At 60.5% G+C, this 17,146-nt stretch carries 17 protein-coding genes; 12 read left to right on the top strand and 5 right to left on the bottom strand.

The genetic code is table 11. The features are described from left to right. Window positions 1-49: 49 nt before the first annotated feature. The 4 genes from hemC to QUE89_RS02255 are packed head-to-tail and all read left to right on the top strand — an operon-like array spanning window position 50 to window position 4,170. Entirely contained in the window at window positions 50-991 is a 942-nt protein-coding gene (gene hemC / locus QUE89_RS02270; protein WP_286221678.1) for a hydroxymethylbilane synthase, read from the top strand. Beyond that, the gene (locus QUE89_RS02265) at window positions 972-1,784 is read left to right on the top strand and encodes a uroporphyrinogen-III synthase (protein ID WP_286221677.1); all 813 of its coding nucleotides are present in this window, start codon (window positions 972-974) and stop codon (window positions 1,782-1,784) included. Before hemC ends, QUE89_RS02265 begins: the two co-directional genes overlap by 20 nt. Window positions 1,785-1,792: 8 nt before the next feature. Beyond that, the gene (locus tag QUE89_RS02260; RefSeq protein WP_286221676.1) at window positions 1,793-2,932 is read left to right on the top strand and encodes a uroporphyrinogen-III C-methyltransferase; all 1,140 of its coding nucleotides are present in this window, start codon (window positions 1,793-1,795) and stop codon (window positions 2,930-2,932) included. After that, entirely contained in the window at window positions 2,929-4,170 is a 1,242-nt protein-coding gene (locus QUE89_RS02255; protein WP_286221675.1) for a heme biosynthesis HemY N-terminal domain-containing protein, read from the top strand. Before QUE89_RS02260 ends, QUE89_RS02255 begins: the two co-directional genes overlap by 4 nt. An 81-nt stretch (window positions 4,171-4,251) precedes the next feature. On the opposite strand, the gene QUE89_RS02250 is transcribed toward QUE89_RS02255, so the two are convergent. The 3 genes from QUE89_RS02250 to rho form a co-directional block, all read right to left on the bottom strand. Beyond that, complete coding sequence (locus tag QUE89_RS02250; RefSeq protein ID WP_286221674.1) at window positions 4,252-5,244, bottom strand: 2Fe-2S iron-sulfur cluster-binding protein; 993 nt, start codon at window positions 5,242-5,244, stop codon at window positions 4,252-4,254. A gap of 10 nt (window positions 5,245-5,254) precedes the next feature. Next, a complete protein-coding gene (gene ubiD, locus QUE89_RS02245; protein WP_286221673.1) occupies window positions 5,255-6,745 on the bottom strand; it encodes a 4-hydroxy-3-polyprenylbenzoate decarboxylase in 1,491 nt (496 codons plus the stop codon). A 260-nt stretch (window positions 6,746-7,005) separates the two neighbouring features. Beyond that, window positions 7,006-8,268: a transcription termination factor Rho gene (gene rho, locus QUE89_RS02240; protein WP_286221672.1), complete on the bottom strand. Its 1,263-nt coding sequence runs from the start codon at window positions 8,266-8,268 to the stop codon at window positions 7,006-7,008. A gap of 373 nt (window positions 8,269-8,641) precedes the next feature. Here rho and moaB point away from each other — a divergent pair, with 373 nt between their 5' ends. The 4 genes from moaB to QUE89_RS02220 are packed head-to-tail and all read left to right on the top strand — an operon-like array spanning window position 8,642 to window position 11,172. Continuing rightward, entirely contained in the window at window positions 8,642-9,214 is a 573-nt protein-coding gene (gene moaB, locus QUE89_RS02235; protein WP_286221671.1) for a molybdenum cofactor biosynthesis protein B, read from the top strand. A 32-nt stretch (window positions 9,215-9,246) separates the two neighbouring features. Further along, window positions 9,247-10,461: a molybdopterin molybdotransferase MoeA gene (locus tag QUE89_RS02230; RefSeq protein ID WP_286221670.1), complete on the top strand. Its 1,215-nt coding sequence runs from the start codon at window positions 9,247-9,249 to the stop codon at window positions 10,459-10,461. A 2-nt stretch (window positions 10,462-10,463) separates the two neighbouring features. Next, window positions 10,464-10,724 carry a MoaD/ThiS family protein gene (locus QUE89_RS02225; RefSeq protein ID WP_286221669.1) on the top strand — a complete coding sequence of 87 codons (261 nt, stop codon included), beginning with the start codon at window positions 10,464-10,466 and terminating at the stop codon, window positions 10,722-10,724. A gap of 1 nt (window position 10,725) precedes the next feature. Further along, window positions 10,726-11,172, top strand: coding sequence for a molybdenum cofactor biosynthesis protein MoaE (locus QUE89_RS02220; protein WP_286221668.1), 447 nt, complete (start codon window positions 10,726-10,728; stop codon window positions 11,170-11,172). A gap of 53 nt (window positions 11,173-11,225) precedes the next feature. Here the strand turns inward: QUE89_RS02220 and trxA are convergent, their stop codons facing one another. Then, on the bottom strand, window positions 11,226-11,552 hold the full coding sequence (gene trxA / locus QUE89_RS02215) for a thioredoxin TrxA (protein WP_041340817.1): 327 nt from the start codon (window positions 11,550-11,552) through the stop codon (window positions 11,226-11,228). Between the two features lie 312 nt (window positions 11,553-11,864). On the opposite strand from trxA, the gene ppx reads away from it, so the two are divergent. After that, window positions 11,865-13,340: an exopolyphosphatase gene (gene ppx / locus QUE89_RS02210; protein ID WP_286222805.1), complete on the top strand. Its 1,476-nt coding sequence runs from the start codon at window positions 11,865-11,867 to the stop codon at window positions 13,338-13,340. Here the strand turns inward: ppx and QUE89_RS02205 are convergent. Beyond that, on the bottom strand, window positions 13,337-15,289 hold the full coding sequence (locus QUE89_RS02205; protein WP_286221667.1) for an ATP-binding cassette domain-containing protein: 1,953 nt from the start codon (window positions 15,287-15,289) through the stop codon (window positions 13,337-13,339). The two genes, ppx and QUE89_RS02205, sit on opposite strands and share 4 nt — an antisense overlap. 103 nt (window positions 15,290-15,392) lie before the next feature. On the opposite strand from QUE89_RS02205, the gene QUE89_RS02200 reads away from it, so the two are divergent. From QUE89_RS02200 to bamJ, 3 genes are all read left to right on the top strand, one after another. Then, window positions 15,393-15,893, top strand: a complete 501-nt coding sequence (locus QUE89_RS02200; protein WP_286221666.1) for a TIGR02444 family protein — start codon at window positions 15,393-15,395, stop codon at window positions 15,891-15,893. Beyond that, on the top strand, window positions 15,890-16,273 hold the full coding sequence (locus QUE89_RS02195) for a DUF4124 domain-containing protein (RefSeq protein WP_286221665.1): 384 nt from the start codon (window positions 15,890-15,892) through the stop codon (window positions 16,271-16,273). The genes QUE89_RS02200 and QUE89_RS02195 overlap by 4 nt, the downstream gene beginning before the upstream one ends. 122 nt (window positions 16,274-16,395) lie before the next feature. Next, window positions 16,396-17,115 (top strand): BamJ family beta-barrel-assembly machinery protein, encoded by a 720-nt coding sequence (gene bamJ, locus QUE89_RS02190; protein ID WP_286221664.1) that lies wholly within the window; start codon window positions 16,396-16,398, stop codon window positions 17,113-17,115. Window positions 17,116-17,146 lie beyond the last annotated feature (31 nt).

The following is a 17,146-nucleotide window of genomic DNA, read 5'->3' as shown; positions in this document are numbered from 1 at the left end:
CGTCACAAGGTAACCTTGGCGTACATTTACCGAACCGACAGTGAGTGGCATGTCCAAACGCACCCTTCGCATCGCAACCCGCAGCAGTGCACTGGCACTGTGGCAGGCAGAATTCATCAAAGCGGAACTGGAACGGCTGAACGACGACATCACCGTTGAGCTGGTCAAGATCAAGACCCAGGGCGATAAGATCCTGGATGTGCCCCTGGCCAAGATCGGTGGCAAGGGTCTGTTCGTGAAGGAGCTGGAAGAGGCCATGTTGGATGGCCGTGCGGATCTGGCCGTGCACTCCATGAAAGACGTTCCGATGCACTTCCCGGAAGGCCTCGGCCTGGTCGCTATTTGCGAGCGCGAGGACCCGACCGACGCGTTCGTGAGCAACAACTACGACAATGTTGACGCCCTGCCCAATGGCGCTGTGGTTGGCACCGCCAGTCTGCGCCGTGAGGCGCAACTGCGGGCCTACCGCCCGGATCTGCAGATCCGCGTGCTACGGGGCAACGTCAACACCCGTCTGGCCAAGCTCGACGCCGGTGACTACGAAGCCATCGTTCTGGCCAGCTCCGGCCTCAAGCGGCTGGGCTTCCACGACCGCATCCGCTACTGCCTGCCGGACACCATTTCGCTGCCAGCCGTCGGCCAGGGCGCGCTCGGCATTGAATGCCGGCTCGACGACAACGAGCTGCGCGCCATGCTGGAGCCGCTGAACCACGTCGACACCTGGGATCGGGTCAGCGCCGAGCGTGCCCTCAACCGTCGGCTCGAAGGCGGCTGCCAGGTGCCCATCGCTGCCTACGCCCTGCTGGAAGATAACGACACACTCTGGCTGCGCGGCCTGGTCGGCGCCGTTGATGGCACCCAGATCTTGCGGGTAGAAGGCCGGGCACCTCGCAGCGAAGGCGAACGCCTGGGCCGCGAGCTGGCCGAAGACCTGCTCGCACTCGGTGCCGACAAGGTACTGGCTGAGATCTATGGCCACACCCCCCGCTAAGTTGCCCGATCTCCAGGGCCGGCACATCCTGATCTGCCGGCCCGAACCCGAAGCCTCCCGTCTTGCCCAGTGTTTTCGTGAAGCTGGCGCGGTGCCCCGGGTGCTGCCCCTTATCGAGCGCGAGCCCTTGCCGGAGACACCGGAGCGCCGCACGCTGATTCTCAGCCTCGATCACTTCACCCACATCATCACCGTCAGCCCCTACGCGGCCCGCCTGCTTCTGGACGAGGTAGACACCTGGTGGCCACAGATTCCGACCGGCATTCGCTGGTACGCCGTCGGTTCCGGAACCGCCGCGGTGCTGGCCGAGCAAGGACTGAGCCCGCGCCGACCGGCCCAGGGCTGGACCAGCGAAGCGCTGCTGGCCTTACCCTCCCTGGCCCGGATTGACGGTGAGCGGGTACTGCTGGCACGCGGCGAAGACGGCCGCGAACTGATTCGGGAAACCCTGGAAGCGAGGGGCGCTCAGGTGACCGTGCTGCCGCTGTATCGCCGCTACCTGCCCGACCACTCCAGCGAACAGATTGATCACCTGCTGGGCGACTTTGCTCCCGAGGCCATCGTCACGCTCTCGGGCGAAACCTTGAACAATCTCATCGCACTATGTGCGAAGAGCGACCATAATCTATACGATAGGTTATTGATTGTTCCCGCAGATCGGGTCGCCGACCAGGCTCGTACTGCAGGGTTCGAATTTCCGTGCATACCAGGAAGCCTTGCCGACAACGACATCGTGGCCACCGTTGCAGAGCAACTGAACGGCCGGGACGGTAGCTCCGGAACAGTTAAGTAAGGACGCCCGTGACTGAGACAACTAATCAACTGCCCGCCACTCTCGCCAAGGAACCAGCACAGCGCCAGAGGCTCTGGCCGGTCTGGCTCATTGCCATCGTCGCCCTGATATTGGCCATTGCCCTGGCTTTGTGGAGCTGGCAGCAGTGGAACAACCACCAGGCCGTTCTGGCCTCACTCGACAATCTCCAGCAGGACACGGCTCAGCTTGAGGACCGCTACGGCGATCGCGGCAGCGAGCAGAATCAGCGCCTGCAATCCCTGGAGCAGACCCTGAGCGCGCAACGGGAACTGATCGCCCGACAGCAACGCCAGATCGATCACAACGCCCGGGAATTGCTGGAAGCCGGCAACCGCACCCGTACTGACTGGCTGCTGGCCGAAGCGGAGTACTTGCTGAGGATCGCCAATCAGCGCCTGATGATTGAAAAGGACATCCGCGGTGCCCGCTCGGCATTGGAAGCCGCCGACGAGGTGCTGACCGAATCCGACGACATTGGCGTGTACCCGGTCCGCCAGCAACTGGCCCGGGAAATCCTCGCACTCAAGAGCATCAGCGGCGTTGACCGCACCGGGCTGTACCTGAAGCTCGAAGCGGCTATCGACAGCATTCACCAGCTCACCGACCAGGCCCTGATCAGCGAGCAGGCGCCGGGCTTTGTTCGTAAAGATGGCGATACCTCCGCCGATACAGGGGAGGAATCTGGCGCCCTGAGCCAGGCCTGGAACACCGCCAAGACAACGTTGAAGCAGGTCGTGGTCGTGCGGCGTATGGACGAACCGGTAAAACCGCTGCTATCTCCGGACCAGAGTGCCTACGCCCGCCTGAATCTGCAGCTGATGCTGGAAGAGGCGGAAATGGCGGTACTCCGCGGTAACCAGCCGCTGTACGAACGGGCACTGACCAAGGCCCGCAGCACCATCGACAGCTGGTACGACGCCAGCAACCCTCGGGTCACAGCACTGTCAGACACCCTGAGCGAACTGGCCGGGCGCAATGTTGATCCGGAATTGCCGGACATCAGCCAGTCTCTGGACCTGCTCAAGCAGCGTCTGGCAGGCCGGCTGAATGGCGGCGAACAGAAAGAGACCGAGGCTCAAAGTGGAACCCGAGGCAAGTCCGAAGGCAATGGAGGCGATAATTCATGATTCGCCTGCTGCTGATTGTCCTGCTGGCCCTGCTGATCGGGACCGGGCTGTCAATGGGTCTGCAATATGACCTCGGCTATATCCGCATCAGCCTCGGGCACTATCTGATCGAAACCAATTTCTGGGTCGGTGTCGCTTTGCTGGTGGCATTGGTTGCACTGATCATGGTCAGCGTCGGCCTGTTCCGACGCTTCCGCCAGAGCACTGGCGTGGTTGCCGGATGGCTGGCCCGTGGCAACGAACGCCGCGCACGCCGTCGTACTACCCAGGGTCTGCTGGCGCTGGCCGAGGGCAACTGGCCCCGGGCGCGCAAGCTGCTGACCTCCTCAGCCAACAACGCCGACACCCCACTGATCAATTACCTGGCTGCGGCCCAGGCCTCGTTCGAATCCGGTGATCACGAAGCCGTGGACGAGCTACTACGCCTCGCCTTCGAAAGCACACCCGGATCCGACATGGCCGTGGGCATCACCCAGGCCCAGTTGCAGCTAGCCGGCAATCGCCTGGAACAGGCCCTGGCCACTCTGGTGCGCCTGCGCAAACAATCGCCGCACCACCCGTTCGTTCTTAAGCTGTTGAAGAACACCTATCTGCGCCTGGAAGCCTGGAGCGAGCTGTCGAAATTGCTGCCCGAGCTGCGCAAGCGCAACGTACTGCCGGACGATGAGCTGCACGAACTCCAGCGTCTGGTTTGGCACAACCTGCTGGAAGATGCGGCCGAGGATTGTCGCCGGCAGCGCAAGGAAGACCCGAACGCCTCGTTGGAACCGCTGACTCGCCTGTGGGACGAGCTGCCTGGCTTCCTGCGCCGTGACGAACACACCATCCGGGACTACGCCAGACTGTTGGCCAACCTGGGCGAAGAGGCCCAGACCGAAACCCTGCTACGCAAGGTGCTGAGAAATCACTGGAGCGATGAACTGGTGAACCTGTACGGCCGGATTGAGGGACAGAAACCGGATGAGCAGCTTCTCGTCGCCGAACAATGGCTCAAAGACCGGCCCAACAATGCCGAACTGCTGCTGGCACTGGGCCGCCTCAGTCTGCGCAACGAGCTTTGGGGCAAGGCCCGCGAGTACTTCGAAACCAGCCTGCGCCTGCGCCGCAGCCGGGAGACCCTGGCGGAACTGAGTCGGCTGAACGCGCACATGGGTGAGGAAGAGGTCAGCATCAAGCTGATGATGCAGGGGCTGGCCAACGACAACGGCCTGCCCGAACTGCCAATGCCACGGGCCTAAAAATTACCCTGAAAAACCAATAAAAAAACGGGCCTGCTGGCCCGTTTTTCTGATCTCTCTATCTTCGACCAATCTTTCTGACTAACCCCGGGGCGCGTACTCCAGCACATCGGAAAAGAAGGCTTCTTCTGGCAGACCGGCCTCAATGAGGGCATCCATAAGCGTGTACACCATGGTCGGTGAACCACTGGCATGCACTTCCACATTAGCCCAATCCATACCGGTGGCCAATACGGTCCGCACCAGCTGATCGTGGTGTCCGCCCCAATCATTGTCCTCGTCATCACCCACCACCGGACGGAAGGTAAACGCTGGCCACTCCTGGTCCCAGCGGTGAGCCAGTGAGCGCAGGTACATGTCCTCATGACGGCGCACGCCCCAGAACAGCGTCACCGGCTGGTTGTAGGAGGTGCTCCGAAGGTAATCCACCAGGCTCTTCATCTGCGCAAAACCGGTACCGGCGGCAACCAGCAACAACGGCTTCGCCGGCGCTTGCGCCAGACAGGCCTTGCCGTGGGGCAACTCCAGGGTCACCTCGCCGCCGGAAGTCAGCGCGTCGATCACTTTCTGGGCCGACACCCACTCCGGTGACGCCTGGATGTGCAGCTCGATGCTCTGCTCCGAAGGACAGCTGGCAATGGAAAAGTAGCAGGGATCGGCGTCCGGCAGGATCACCGACAGATACTGGCCAGCGTGGAACGACAGCTCCCGCCGGCGCGGGAGCTGAAGCTCGACGCGGTAGACGTCATGACTGATGGACTGAACGTCCGCGACCTTTGCCTGAAATTTGCGAGGCTGATTAGCTCCAGCTGCCATAACGGCGTCTATCTCCAGTTCGAGATCAGTCAACGCCCGGCTTCTACACAGCATCAGGGGTTCACCGATCGAAATATTCTGTTGATTTCGGGTATTCAACGCGGTGCCAGCCATCAGCCGGCCACCGCAAAGTTCACACACCCCGTTGCGACAGGCCGCGGGAACCGCGATCCCTGCCCTGGTGGCAGCGCCCAGTAAATCGTCTTCGGGCTCGGCGTCAAAGCTGAGCCCGGAAGGCTGCAAAACCACCCGCTTCACGTTTCTGACCCTATTGGTCGGGGCGATCAGGTCCGGTTTCAATGCCCAGACTGTCCCAGAGTGAATCCACTCGCTGCTTGACCTCATCGGTCATCTCAATGGGCGTACCCCACTCCCGATCGGTCTCCCCTGGCCACTTGTTGGTGGCATCCAGGCCCATTTTCGAGCCCAGGCCGGAAACCGGCGAAGCGAAATCCAGGTAATCGATGGGCGTATTGTCCACCAGCGTGGTGTCCCGGGTCGGGTCCATGCGGGTGGTCATGGCCCAGATCACGTCTTTCCAGTCCCGCGCGTTGACGTCGTCATCGGTGACGATTACAAACTTGGTGTACATAAACTGACGCAGGAACGACCATACGCCCATCATCACCCGTTTGGCATGGCCGGGATACTGTTTCTTCATAGTCACCACTGCAAGGCGGTAGGAACAGCCCTCCGGTGGCAGGTAGAAATCGACGATCTCCGGAAACTGCTTTTGCAGAATCGGGATAAAGACCTCGTTCAGAGCTACCCCGAGAATGGCCGGCTCATCGGGTGGCCGCCCGGTGTAGGTGCTGTGGTAGATCGGGTCCTTGCGATGGGTAATGCGCTCAACGGTAAAGACCGGGAACTGGTCCACCTCGTTGTAATAGCCGGTGTGATCCCCGAACGGTCCTTCCGGGGCCATGTCATCCGGGTAGATGAAGCCTTCCAGCACAATTTCAGCACTGGCCGGCACCTGCAGGTCACTCAATCCGGCTTTCACCAGCTCGGTCCGACTGCCGCGAAGCAGGCCCGCGAACGCGTATTCCGACAGCGAATCCGGCACCGGCGTCACCGCCCCAAGAATAGTAGCCGGGTCCGCGCCCAGGGCAACGGCCACGGGATACGGCTGGCCCGGATTGGCCTTCTGGAATTCCTGGAAATCCAGCGCACCACCGCGGTGGCTGAGCCAGCGCATAATCAGCCGATTGCGACCGATCACCTGCTGGCGATAGATCCCGAGATTCTGGCGTTCCTTGTGTGGCCCACGGGTAATCACCAGCGGCCAGGTCACCAGCGGCCCGGCATCGCCCGGCCAGCAGTGCTGCACCGGAATCTGGTACAGGTCCACCTTATCCTTCTCGATCACCACGTCCTGGCACGGCGCCGAACGCAACACCTTCGGGCTCATGCGCATGACCTGTCGGAACAGCGGCAGCTTCTCGATGGCGTCCCGGAAGCCCTTGGGGGGATCCGGCTCTTTCAGAAAGGCCAGCAGCTTGCCGATATCCCGCAGCGCGGTCACATCGTCCTGCCCCATACCCATGGCCACCCGCTTTGGCGTACCGAACAGGTTCGCCAGCACCGGCATGTCGTGCCCCTTGGGGTTCTCGAACAGCAACGCCGGACCGCCCGCCCGCAAGGTGCGGTCGCAGATTTCCGTCATTTCCAGATGGGGATCAACTTCAACAGAGATGCGCTTCAGTTCGCCCAGCTTTTCCAGCTGGTCCATGAAGTCTCGCAGGTCGTTGTATTTCATCGCGTGCTCCGAAGGTTTCGGGCTTTTTACGGGCTGCGGCGCTTATCGGATGTTTAAACTTAACGCCAGGTCAGGATGGAGGGACGGGTGCGCGCAGGAATCAGGAGAGCAGTGCCGGGAGACCTTGTTCCGGACTGTGTCTTGCCAGGGATGGCAAGACCAAGCCTACAGGGACGTATCCACGGCGTGTCCGGGGCAAGGTCTCCCGGCGCAGCTAAACCGAAAGGTTCAACGCGCCGGGGCTAATCCCTGACTCTGCCTTAACGACGCTTCATCGACTGGAAGAACTCGTCGTTGGTCTTGGTGTCCCGGAGCTTGTCCAGCAGGAACTCGATGGCTGCGGTATCGTCGTCCATCGAATGCAGCAGCTTACGCAGGATCCACACACGCTGGATGTCCGCCTCAGTCATCAGCAGGTCTTCACGACGGGTGCCGGAGCTACGGATGTTAAGCGCTGGGTACGTACGCTTCTCGGCGATCTTGCGGTCCAGGTGCACTTCCATGTTACCGGTGCCCTTGAACTCCTCGTAGATCACCTCGTCCATCTTGGAACCGGTGTTGACCAGTGCCGTCGCCAGGATGGTCAGGCTGCCGCCCTCTTCCACATTCCGGGCTGCACCGAAGAACCGCTTAGGCTTCTCCAGGGCGTGGGCATCAACACCACCGGTCAGAACCTTGCCGGAGGACGGGATCACGGTATTGTAGGCACGAGCCAGACGGGTAATGGAATCCAGCAGGATCACCACGTCTTTCTTGTGCTCAACCAGGCGCTTGGCCTTCTCGATCACCATCTCGGCAACCTGAACGTGCCGCGCGGGTGGCTCGTCGAACGTGGAAGCAATAACCTCGCCGCGCACGGTGCGCTGCATCTCGGTCACTTCTTCCGGACGCTCGTCGATCAGCAGCACCATCACGTGGCATTCCGGGTTGTTGCGGGTAATCGACTGGGCGATGCTCTGCATCAGCAGCGTCTTACCGGCCTTGGGCGGCGACACGATCAGGCCACGCTGGCCCTTGCCGATAGGCGCCACCAGATCGAGCACCCGGGAGGACAGGTCCTCGGTGCTGCCGTTACCGGCTTCAAGCATCAGGCGCTCTTCCGGGAACAGCGGCGTCAGGTTCTCGAACAGGATCTTGTTACGGGCGTTGTCCGGCTTGTCGAAGTTAATTTCATTAACCTTCAACAGGGCAAAATAACGCTCGCCGTCTTTGGGCGGGCGAATCTTGCCGGCAATGGTGTCACCGGTACGCAGGTTAAAACGACGGATCTGGCTCGGAGAGACGTAAATATCGTCCGGTCCCGCCAGGTAGGAAGCGTCGGCGGAACGGAGGAAACCAAAACCGTCCTGCAGAATTTCCAGTACGCCATCGCCGTAGATGTCTTCGCCGCCCTTGGCGTGTCTCTTCAGAATGGTGAAGATGACATCCTGCTTGCGCGAACGAGCCAGGTTATCGAGGCCCATCTCTTGCGCAATTTCGAGCAATTCGGGCATGGACTTCTGCTTGAGTTCAGTAAGATTCATAGTTTGTTGGATTATCAGGAATGGAAGTAATCGAATGTGGGATGACAGGGTGTCCCTGCACGGATTGATCAAAAATTAACGTCGTTGAGCTTGTTGCTGGCCAGATGGAGCAACCGGGTGTAGATGGAATCCGGGTTTAAAAGGGTCTGAAGCCAGAGAGTGGGAACAACCGTCCCCTAGGCAACGAAGATCATCGACCACCTCACTGGCGAATGTCAAGTAAACTGTCCAAATTAACGCCAACTTAACCCGGATCCTGATCCCTGTGACCAACGCCGCCTGGCAGGCTTGGCCGGAGACCTCTTCCAATCCTCGGCCGTGATCCGGATACTTACGTTATCAGTATTTATCCCAAAATTACGGAGCTAACGCCATGGGCATCGACCTCGCCGGCGAATTCAAACCCCTTAACATCGCCCTGTTGACCGTCTCTGACAGCCGCGGCCCCGAGCAAGACACCTCGGGCCAGTTTCTGGCCGACAATCTGCTCGAGGCAGGACATCACTTGGCAGCCCGGCGCATCCTCCCGGACGACGTGTACCTGATACGCGCCCTGATCGCCCACTGGATCGCCGACCCGTCCGTGCATGCCGTACTGATCACGGGCGGCACCGGTTTTTCTGAACGCGACAGCACGCCAGAAGCGGTTGGACCACTGCTGGACAAGACCGTTGATGGCTTTGGTGAGGAATTCCGACGCCTGTCAGCCGCAGAAATCGCCAGCTCCACCATCCAATCCCGGGCCTTTGGCGGTTTATCCAACCACACCGTTATCTTTTGTCTACCGGGTTCCACTGGCGCCTGCCGGACAGGCTGGAACGGTATCCTGCGCAATCAGCTGGACAGTCGACACTCCCCCTGCAACTTTGCCGGGCTGGTTTTGCGCAAACCGGACAAGCCCCTGCACCGGGTAAACGAACAGATCGCCACCCGCGCGACCAATTGAGTGCATTCAGCGAACAACAAGGAGAACCGCTCATGGTCAGCCCTGACCTGACGCCCCTGGAAGATGCCCTGGGTCACTTGCTATCCCGAGCACCGGCGATCAGTCGCACCGAAATTGTGGCGCTGCCCGATGCTCTGGATCGTATTCTGGCTGAAGATCAGAGGGTCCCGGCAGATGTGCCACCGGCGGACAACAGCTCGGTGGATGGCTACGCCCTGCGCCAACAGGACCTTCAGGCAACCAAGCCTCTGCCGATTTCGGCCCGCATCCCTGCCGGCACCGCACCCACGCCACTGGCCGCAGGTACCGCTGCCCGCATTTTTACCGGCTCGGAGATCCCAGCCGGAGCCGATTCCGTGGTCATGCAGGAACAGGTCGATGTTTCTGAAACCGGCATCCGGGTACAGACAGACGTTGAGCCAGGCCAGAACATCCGGCGCCGGGGGCAGGATCTGAACAAGGGCGATCTGGCCTTGCCCCGAGGCACCCGCCTGCGCGCTCAGGAGCTGGGGCTACTTGCCTCCATGGGCGTGGCTCAGGTGCCCGTCATGGGCAAGCTCAAAGTCTCTATCCTCACCACCGGAGACGAGCTGGTGGAACCCGGGCAACCCCTGGGCCCGGGACAGATCTACAACACCAATAGATTTACTCTGCTGGGCCTGCTAAAGCACGCCGCCTGCGAAGTGGTCCTGTGCGAAGGTCTGGCCGACAACCGAGCCGCCACCGAGACCACGCTGAAAAAAGCCGCCGCCCAGGCAGACCTGATCATCACCACAGGCGGGGTTTCCGTAGGCGAGGAGGATCACGTGCGTGCCGCACTGGAGGCCACCGGCAACCTGTCGCTCTGGCGCCTGGCGATAAAGCCGGGCAAACCACTGGCCTTCGGCGCGATCGACGGCACTCCCCTGCTCGGACTACCCGGCAACCCAGCTGCCGTTCTGGTCACCTTTGCCATGATCGTGATGCCCTTTATCCGTCAGTGCCAGGGCCAGCCGCGCATTCATCCGGTCGGCGAGCGGCTGCCAGCGGACTTTGAGGTTCCTTCACCCTCAATCCGCCGGGGCTTTTTCCGGACTCGCAAAGAGCATAAGGCCGGAGAGCTCTGTTTGGCTGCGCACCCCAATCAGAGTTCCGGCATGCTCAGCTCCGCCTGCTGGGCCGATGGTCTGGCAGTGATTCCCGAGAACAGCGAAGTCCGGATCGGCGACGTGCTAACCTACTATTCATTCACCGAGCTTTTGGCCTGATCATGACTGCAGACACCTTCACTGTCCGTTTCTTCGCCCGACTACGGGAGGAACTGGACACCGAGAAGCTCACGCTTCCGGCCGAACCCGGCCTGACCACTGGGGCTATCCTGGCCAGCCTGGCCGAGCGCGGTGGTGCCTGGGGCCAGCTTCAAGGAAAACAGCCGGTAATGATTGCGGTGAACCAGGCCATGGCCAAGCTGTCTACCGAAGTACGTGCCGGCGATGAGGTAGCTTTTTTCCCGCCGGTAACCGGAGGCTGAGATGATTTCGATTCAGACCGAAGATTTCGATCCGGCGGCGGAATACCAACGGCTCAGAGACAGTGGGGCTGGCACCGGCGCCATTGCGACCTTTACCGGCCTGGTAAGGGACAGTGGCGATCTGAGTGACGTTCAAGGCTTATATCTGGAGCACTACCCCGGCATGACCGAGCAGGTCATTGAGGGATTGGTTGCCGAGGCGTCATCCCGCTGGGATGTCCGCCAGGCGCGAGTGATCCACCGGGTAGGCCGACTGGCACTGCAAGACCAGATTGTCTTCGTTGGCGTCTGCAGCGCGCACCGGAGCGACGCATTCGCCGCCTGCCAGTTCCTGATGGACGCCCTCAAGACCTCGGCACCGTTCTGGAAAAAGGAAATCACCGCATCCGGGGAGCATTGGGTGGAGCAGAAGGACTCTGACGTCGCCCGCAGCGACGCCTGGCAATAAAAAACCGCCCGTGAGCGCATGCTCAGGGGCGGTTTTTAGCAACCGGCCGGCAATCAGAGATTGCTGTCCAGGAAGGCTACCAACTGCGACTTGGACAGGGCGCCTACCTTGGTGGCATCAACGTTGCCGTTCTTGAACAGCATCAGAGTCGGGATACCGCGGATGTTGAACTTGGGCGGAGTCTGCTCGTTTTCGTCGATGTTCAGCTTGCAGATTTTCAGCTTACCTTCGTATTCGTCTGCAATGTCTTCCAGTACCGGAGCGATCATCTTGCAGGGACCGCACCATTCCGCCCAGTAATCTACCAGTACCGGAACGTCGGACTGCAGCACGTCCTGCTCAAAGGAAGCGTCGGTTACGTTTACGATATTTCCGCTCATTACCATTTCCTGATTCGTGCGCCCTACATCATGTCAGCCAGCTTTAGAACTGCAGCAGGGCGCTGTTCACTTCGCTGAATGATTGCCTCGTTGTTGAAACAACCTTTCACCCTTATCGAGATGAGCCATACTTTACGCGATTGGTCCGCAATATGTGAAGCGGTAGATCGGCCTGTCCGTTACTGACAGGCCTGAGGGATTTCGCTTATAGTAGCCCGGAAGCTCACCTTTAAAAGGATTTCGACCACCGTGACGGCCGCATCCACCTCCGAAAATTCTGTTCCTCCTTCGGAGGTTCTCGCAGCCATCGACATGGGCTCCAACAGCTTCCACATGGTCGTTGCCCGGCTGGTACACGGAGAAATCCGCACTCTTGAGAAAATGGGCGAAAAGGTCCAGCTGGGCGCGGGTCTCGACGAAGCCAACAACCTGACCCCCGAGGCGCAAGAGCGAGGCCTGTCCTGCTTGCGTCGGTTCGCTCAGCGACTGAACGGCATGCCACCGAGTGGCGTTCAGATCGTCGGCACCAATGCCCTCCGGGTGGCCCGCAACGCCCACATCTTCATGGACCTGGCCGAGGAAGTGCTGGGCTACCCGGTGGAAATCATCGCCGGCCGTGAAGAAGCCCGCCTCATCTACCTGGGCGTTTCCCATACCCTGTCCGACGATTGCGGCCGACGACTGGTGATCGACATCGGCGGCGGCAGCACCGAGTTCATCATCGGTCAGCGCTTCGAACCCGAAGTGCTCGAAAGCCTGCACATGGGCTGTGTATCTTTCCGCAATCGCTATTTCCCGGACGGCAAGATCACCCGGCGCCAGATGGACAAGGCCGTTACCCACGCCGAACAGGAGTTGCTGAACATTCGCCGGCACTTCCGGTCCGTGGGCTGGCAGAGTGCAGTGGGGTCATCCGGCTCCATCAAGGCGATCTCCAGTGTCTTGGCCAACTTGAAGATATCCGACGGCACCATCACCCGAGACGGAATGCTGGAGCTTCGCAAGCGCCTGGTGGACATGGGCAGGATCGAAAAACTGGATGATCTGGGCGTGCGCGCAGACCGCCAGAGCATCTTCCCGGCCGGCTTCGCGATTTTGATGGCTGCATTCCAGTCACTCGGGATCGAGGAAATGGAATTTGCCGATGGCGCCTTGCGGGAGGGGTTGTTATATGACATCGCCGGACGGATTCAGCATGAAGATGTGCGCGAGCGCACCATTTCCGCACTGCAGGAGCGCTATCACGTGGACCAGGCCCATGGCGCCGCCGTCGAGCAGACGGCTGTGGCGGCCTGGGAGCAGGTGGCGGACACCTGGGGTGTGCGCACCGCCAGCGACGAGGAGGTTTTACGCTGGGCCTGCCGCCTCCATGAGATTGGGCTGACCATCTCTCACAGTCAGTATCACAAGCACGGCGCCTATCTGCTGCGTTATTCCGACCTGCCTGGTTTCAGCCAGCAGTTTCAGCGTGATCTGGCCACCTTGGTGCGGGGTCACCGACGGAAATTCTCGCCGGCCATTTTCGAAGGCGTGGATGATCCGGACGACAAAACCCGGCTGCGCTATCTATGCGTGCTGGTTCGCCTGGCCGTGCTGATTCAGCACCCGCGCAACCTGGAGCCACCACCGCGACTGGCACTCAGTGCCGACGCCAACAAACTGACCGTCGAATTTGACGAGGGTTGGCTCGACGATCGGCCGCTCACCCTGGCCGATCTCGAAAACGAACGGGACTATCTTGCCAGGCAGAATTTCGAGCTGGTGATTCCGGTCGCTGAGCGGGCCTAGCCCGTCAGCTCCGCCTCCAACGACTCAACAGTTTCACTAACCTCAAGCCACTCCGCCTCAATGTCTTCCAGCTGGCGCTTGGCCTCCGCCTGCTTGCCCAGCAGCTCTTTCAACCGAGCTTGCCCCTCAGCATCGTACAGGGCCGGGTTGGCCAGGTCGGCCTCCAATGCCTGCAGGGATTGCTGCAGGCCATCCATATCCTTCTCCAGGCTGGTCTGGCGCTTGCGGTACGGACTGATTTTCTGGCGCAGTGCGGCCTCTGCTCGCTTGCGGGCTTTGCGATCGTCAGCGCTCTCACCGACAGGCTCCGCCGTACTGGTTTCTGCCTCAGCGCCGTTGACTGAGGCCTGGTTATTACGCGGAGCCTCGGTGTCGTCTTTGCGACGATCTGCCAGCCAGCGCTCATAATCTTCCAGGTCACCCTGATATTCTTGCACGCGGCCGTCATTCACCAGCCAGAACTCATCCACCGTATTGCGCAGCAGGTGACGATCGTGGGACACCACTACGATGGCGCCTTCGAAGTTCTGCAGGGCCATGGTCAGGGCCTGGCGCATCTCCAGATCCAGGTGGTTGGTGGGCTCATCGAGTAGCAACAGGTTCGGACGCTGCCAGGCGATGATCGCCAGCGCGACCCGGGCTTTCTCGCCACCGGAGAACGAACGGATTGCGCTCAGTGCCTCATCGCCGTGGAAATCGAAGCCGCCCAGAAAATTGCGAATGCTCTGTTCCGAGGCCTTGGGAGACAGGCGCTGAAGGTGCAGGAACGGACTGGCGTCCAGATCGAGGGATTCCAGCTGGTGTTGGGCAAAATAACCAATGGCCAGATGTTCGCCGCAGGTCCGGTCCCCGGCCAGCAGGGTCTTTTCACCGCGCAAGCCATCCATCAATGTCGATTTACCAGCGCCATTGGGGCCCAGAAGGCCAATGCGGCTGCCAGGCAAAAGCGTAAGATTGATCCCGGAGAGAATCGGTGTGGTGCCATGGCCGGCCTGGCCATTACGGATGGACAGCAGCGGGTTGGATACTTTCTCGGACACCGGGAATTCGAAGCTGAACGGCGAATCGATGTGCGCCGGTGCGATACGCTCCATGCGCTCCAGTGCCTTGACCCGGCTCTGGGCCTGCCGGGCCTTGGTGGCCTTGGCTTTGAATCGATCGATGAAGCGCTGAATCTCGGCGATCCGGGCCTGCTGGCGCTCGAAGCCCGCTTGCTGCTGGGCCAGGCGTTCGCTGCGCTGGCCTTCGAAGGCGGTGTAGTTACCGGTATAGAGCTCAAGCTGCTGCTGGTCAAAGTGCACCAGATGAGTGGCCACCCGGTCCATGAAATCCCGGTCATGGGAAATGAACAGCAGGGTACCGGGATAGCGGCGAAGCCAGTTTTCAAGCCACAGGCAAGCATCCAGATCCAGGTGGTTGGTGGGCTCATCCAGCAATAACAGGTCCGAAGGCCTCATCAAGGCCTGGGCCAGGTTGAGCCGGATCCGCCAGCCACCAGAAAACGCCGACACCGGCCGGCCAATGTCGTAATCGGAAAAGCCGAGTCCGCGCAGCAGGGTCTCGGCACGGCGCGACGCCGACCAGGCTTCATGGATATCAAGCTCGCCGTGAATGCGGGCCTGGGCGTAATCATCGCCACGTGCTTCAGCTTCGGCCAGCTCGGCCTCCATACGCCGGAGATCGAGGTCGCCGTCGAGGACAAAATCCCGGGCGCTGCGATCGGAGGCTTTCACCTCCTGGGCCATGTGGGCAATGCGGCAGCCGCCTGGCAGCGACACGCTGCCCTGCTCCGGTGCCAACTGGCCCAGCAGCAGCTGGAACAGGCTGGATTTACCGGCGCCGTTGGCGCCGACAATGGCGACACGCTGGCCCGGCTGGACGGTGAGGTTGACCGCCTGTAGCAACCAGGCGCCGCCCCGTTGTAAACTGAGATCGGTTATCGTTAACATATGTCCATTTTATCAACGTATCGTTGGCAAAGAAGGTCCAGTTACCATGACGGTTTGTTCACAGAGCCCATCGGAACGAACGACGGACAGCTTGGACTTGCCGGTGCAACTGCAATCCGATAACCCTCTGTGGCAATTCGCATTAGCCTTCTGGCAAAAGGCGGGCGTTCAGGAAAATTGCCTGGCGCTGCAGCAGCAAGGCTGGAGTGTCACCAGAGTCCTGTGCGCAGCCTGGCTGGCGCTGGACGATCAATCGTACACCGGAAATGAAGACGCTACGGTAACAGAGTGGCGCAACCGTGTAACGAGCGCCTTGCGCGCTGTTCGACAACGGCTTCCGAAGGCAAGTGCGCAGTGTACCACTCTGCGTGAAGGCGTTGCTGGTCTCGAACTTGAAGCCGAGCGTATAGAACTCGCACTAGCCTGGCATACACTGACAACCAACAATCCGGAAACTGGCGATATGCACGGACGCGATGTACTCATCCAGAACAATCTCGAGGCTGCCGCCCCTTCAACGGGCGCGGTCGCGAACGCAAAGAGCCAATTGAATGCACTGGCCGGCACGCTGGCCGACATCTCCACGGGAGACCACAAGCCATGATTATGAAATGGCTCATCCGGATCTCATTCCCGGCACTGGGGTTGTTATTGATGCTGATTTTCTTTGGCCTCAATGACCCCGAGCAGGTTACAGAATCTGTCGCCGAGGAAACACCTGAAGAAATACCAGCCTTCGAAGGACTGGTACCCTCCCCGGTGCCTACCGACGGACCGGACATCGTATTCAAGTGGCAGGACACCGAGGGCAACTGGCATTACGCCGACCAACCCCCGTCCCAGGGTCGCTGGAACACCCTGGCGATCGAGCGCGCCGACACTGATCTGTCCCGCAACCGGGTCGCCGATCCGGAAAACGACTGGCAGTCTCCCTATCGGGCCCCTTTCTCCATGGGTCCGACCGCGGGCAGTAACGGTAGCTAGGATATCCGTCCGTTTTCTTAACACATGTTCAGTGGCAACTGCCGCCAGAACCCGTTACCTTCTGCGTTCCGACATACACTCTACGGGGCCCTGCCCCGGCACATACGTTAAAGGATGAAGCAATGAAAAAGACACTGCTCGCACTGGCAATGGCTGGCGTTGTGGCCGGCTGCTCCACCCCGCCAGAGACTCCGGAAGATCCGAAGCTGGAATCCACCGACCAGAAAGTCAGCTACGGCATGGGCCTGGTACTCGGTGAGCGGATGAGCAACGATCTGCCGGATTTGCAGATGGATCAATTCCTACAGGGTATTCAGCATGGCCACGCTGGCGACGAAGAAGCCCAGCGCATGAGCCGCGAAGAAATTCAAGCTGCCCTGATGAGCTACCAGCAGGAAATGCAGCAGAAGCAGTCTGAACAGGCTGAAGAGCTAGCCCAAAAGAACCTGGAAGCAGGCGAAGCCTTCCTGGCAGAGAACGCGGATCGCGATGACGTGGAGAGCACGGACTCGGGCCTGCAGTACGAAGTCCTGGAATCAGGCTCCGGCGAGAAGCCAGCCGCCACGGACACCGTCCGGGTTCATTACACCGGCGAGCTGCTGTCTGGTGAAGTCTTCGACAGCTCCCGCGAGCGCGGCGAGCCGGTAACCTTCGGACTGAACCAGGTCATCCCGGGCTGGACCGAAGGCCTGCAGCTGATGAGCGAAGGTGCTCGTTACAAGCTCTACATCCCGGCCGATCTGGCCTATGGCCCTGGCGGCAATCGCGCCATTGGCCCGAACGAAACACTGGTATTCGACGTCGAACTGCTGGAGATTAATCCGCAGGCTGACTCAGAATAACGAGCAGCCAGCAAAAAGCCTCAGCCCGGTT

The organism is Marinobacter sp. LA51, assembly GCF_030297175.1.
Taxonomy (GTDB): Bacteria; Pseudomonadota; Gammaproteobacteria; order Pseudomonadales; family Oleiphilaceae; genus Marinobacter; species Marinobacter apostichopi.
The sequence above is the reverse complement of the archived record's forward strand: the minus strand, read 5'-3'. Positions and strand labels throughout refer to the sequence as shown.

Coding starts and splice junctions, on each gene's coding strand:
- hemC (WP_286221678.1), top strand. CDS start 50: ATGTCCAAACGCACCCTTCGCATCGCAACCCGCAGCAGTGCACTGGCA.
- QUE89_RS02265 (WP_286221677.1), top strand. CDS start 972: ATGGCCACACCCCCCGCTAAGTTGCCCGATCTCCAGGGCCGGCACATC.
- ubiD (WP_286221673.1), bottom strand. CDS start 6,745: ATGAAATACAACGACCTGCGAGACTTCATGGACCAGCTGGAAAAGCTG.
- QUE89_RS02205 (WP_286221667.1), bottom strand. CDS start 15,289: ATGTTAACGATAACCGATCTCAGTTTACAACGGGGCGGCGCCTGGTTG.
- trxA (WP_041340817.1), bottom strand. CDS start 11,552: ATGAGCGGAAATATCGTAAACGTAACCGACGCTTCCTTTGAGCAGGAC.
- QUE89_RS02220 (WP_286221668.1), top strand. CDS start 10,726: ATGATTTCGATTCAGACCGAAGATTTCGATCCGGCGGCGGAATACCAA.
- rho (WP_286221672.1), bottom strand. CDS start 8,268: ATGAATCTTACTGAACTCAAGCAGAAGTCCATGCCCGAATTGCTCGAA.
- QUE89_RS02230 (WP_286221670.1), top strand. CDS start 9,247: ATGGTCAGCCCTGACCTGACGCCCCTGGAAGATGCCCTGGGTCACTTG.
- ppx (WP_286222805.1), top strand. CDS start 11,865: ATGGGCTCCAACAGCTTCCACATGGTCGTTGCCCGGCTGGTACACGGA.
- bamJ (WP_286221664.1), top strand. CDS start 16,396: ATGAAAAAGACACTGCTCGCACTGGCAATGGCTGGCGTTGTGGCCGGC.
- QUE89_RS02195 (WP_286221665.1), top strand. CDS start 15,890: ATGATTATGAAATGGCTCATCCGGATCTCATTCCCGGCACTGGGGTTG.
- moaB (WP_286221671.1), top strand. CDS start 8,642: ATGGGCATCGACCTCGCCGGCGAATTCAAACCCCTTAACATCGCCCTG.
- QUE89_RS02255 (WP_286221675.1), top strand. CDS start 2,929: ATGATTCGCCTGCTGCTGATTGTCCTGCTGGCCCTGCTGATCGGGACC.
- QUE89_RS02225 (WP_286221669.1), top strand. CDS start 10,464: ATGACTGCAGACACCTTCACTGTCCGTTTCTTCGCCCGACTACGGGAG.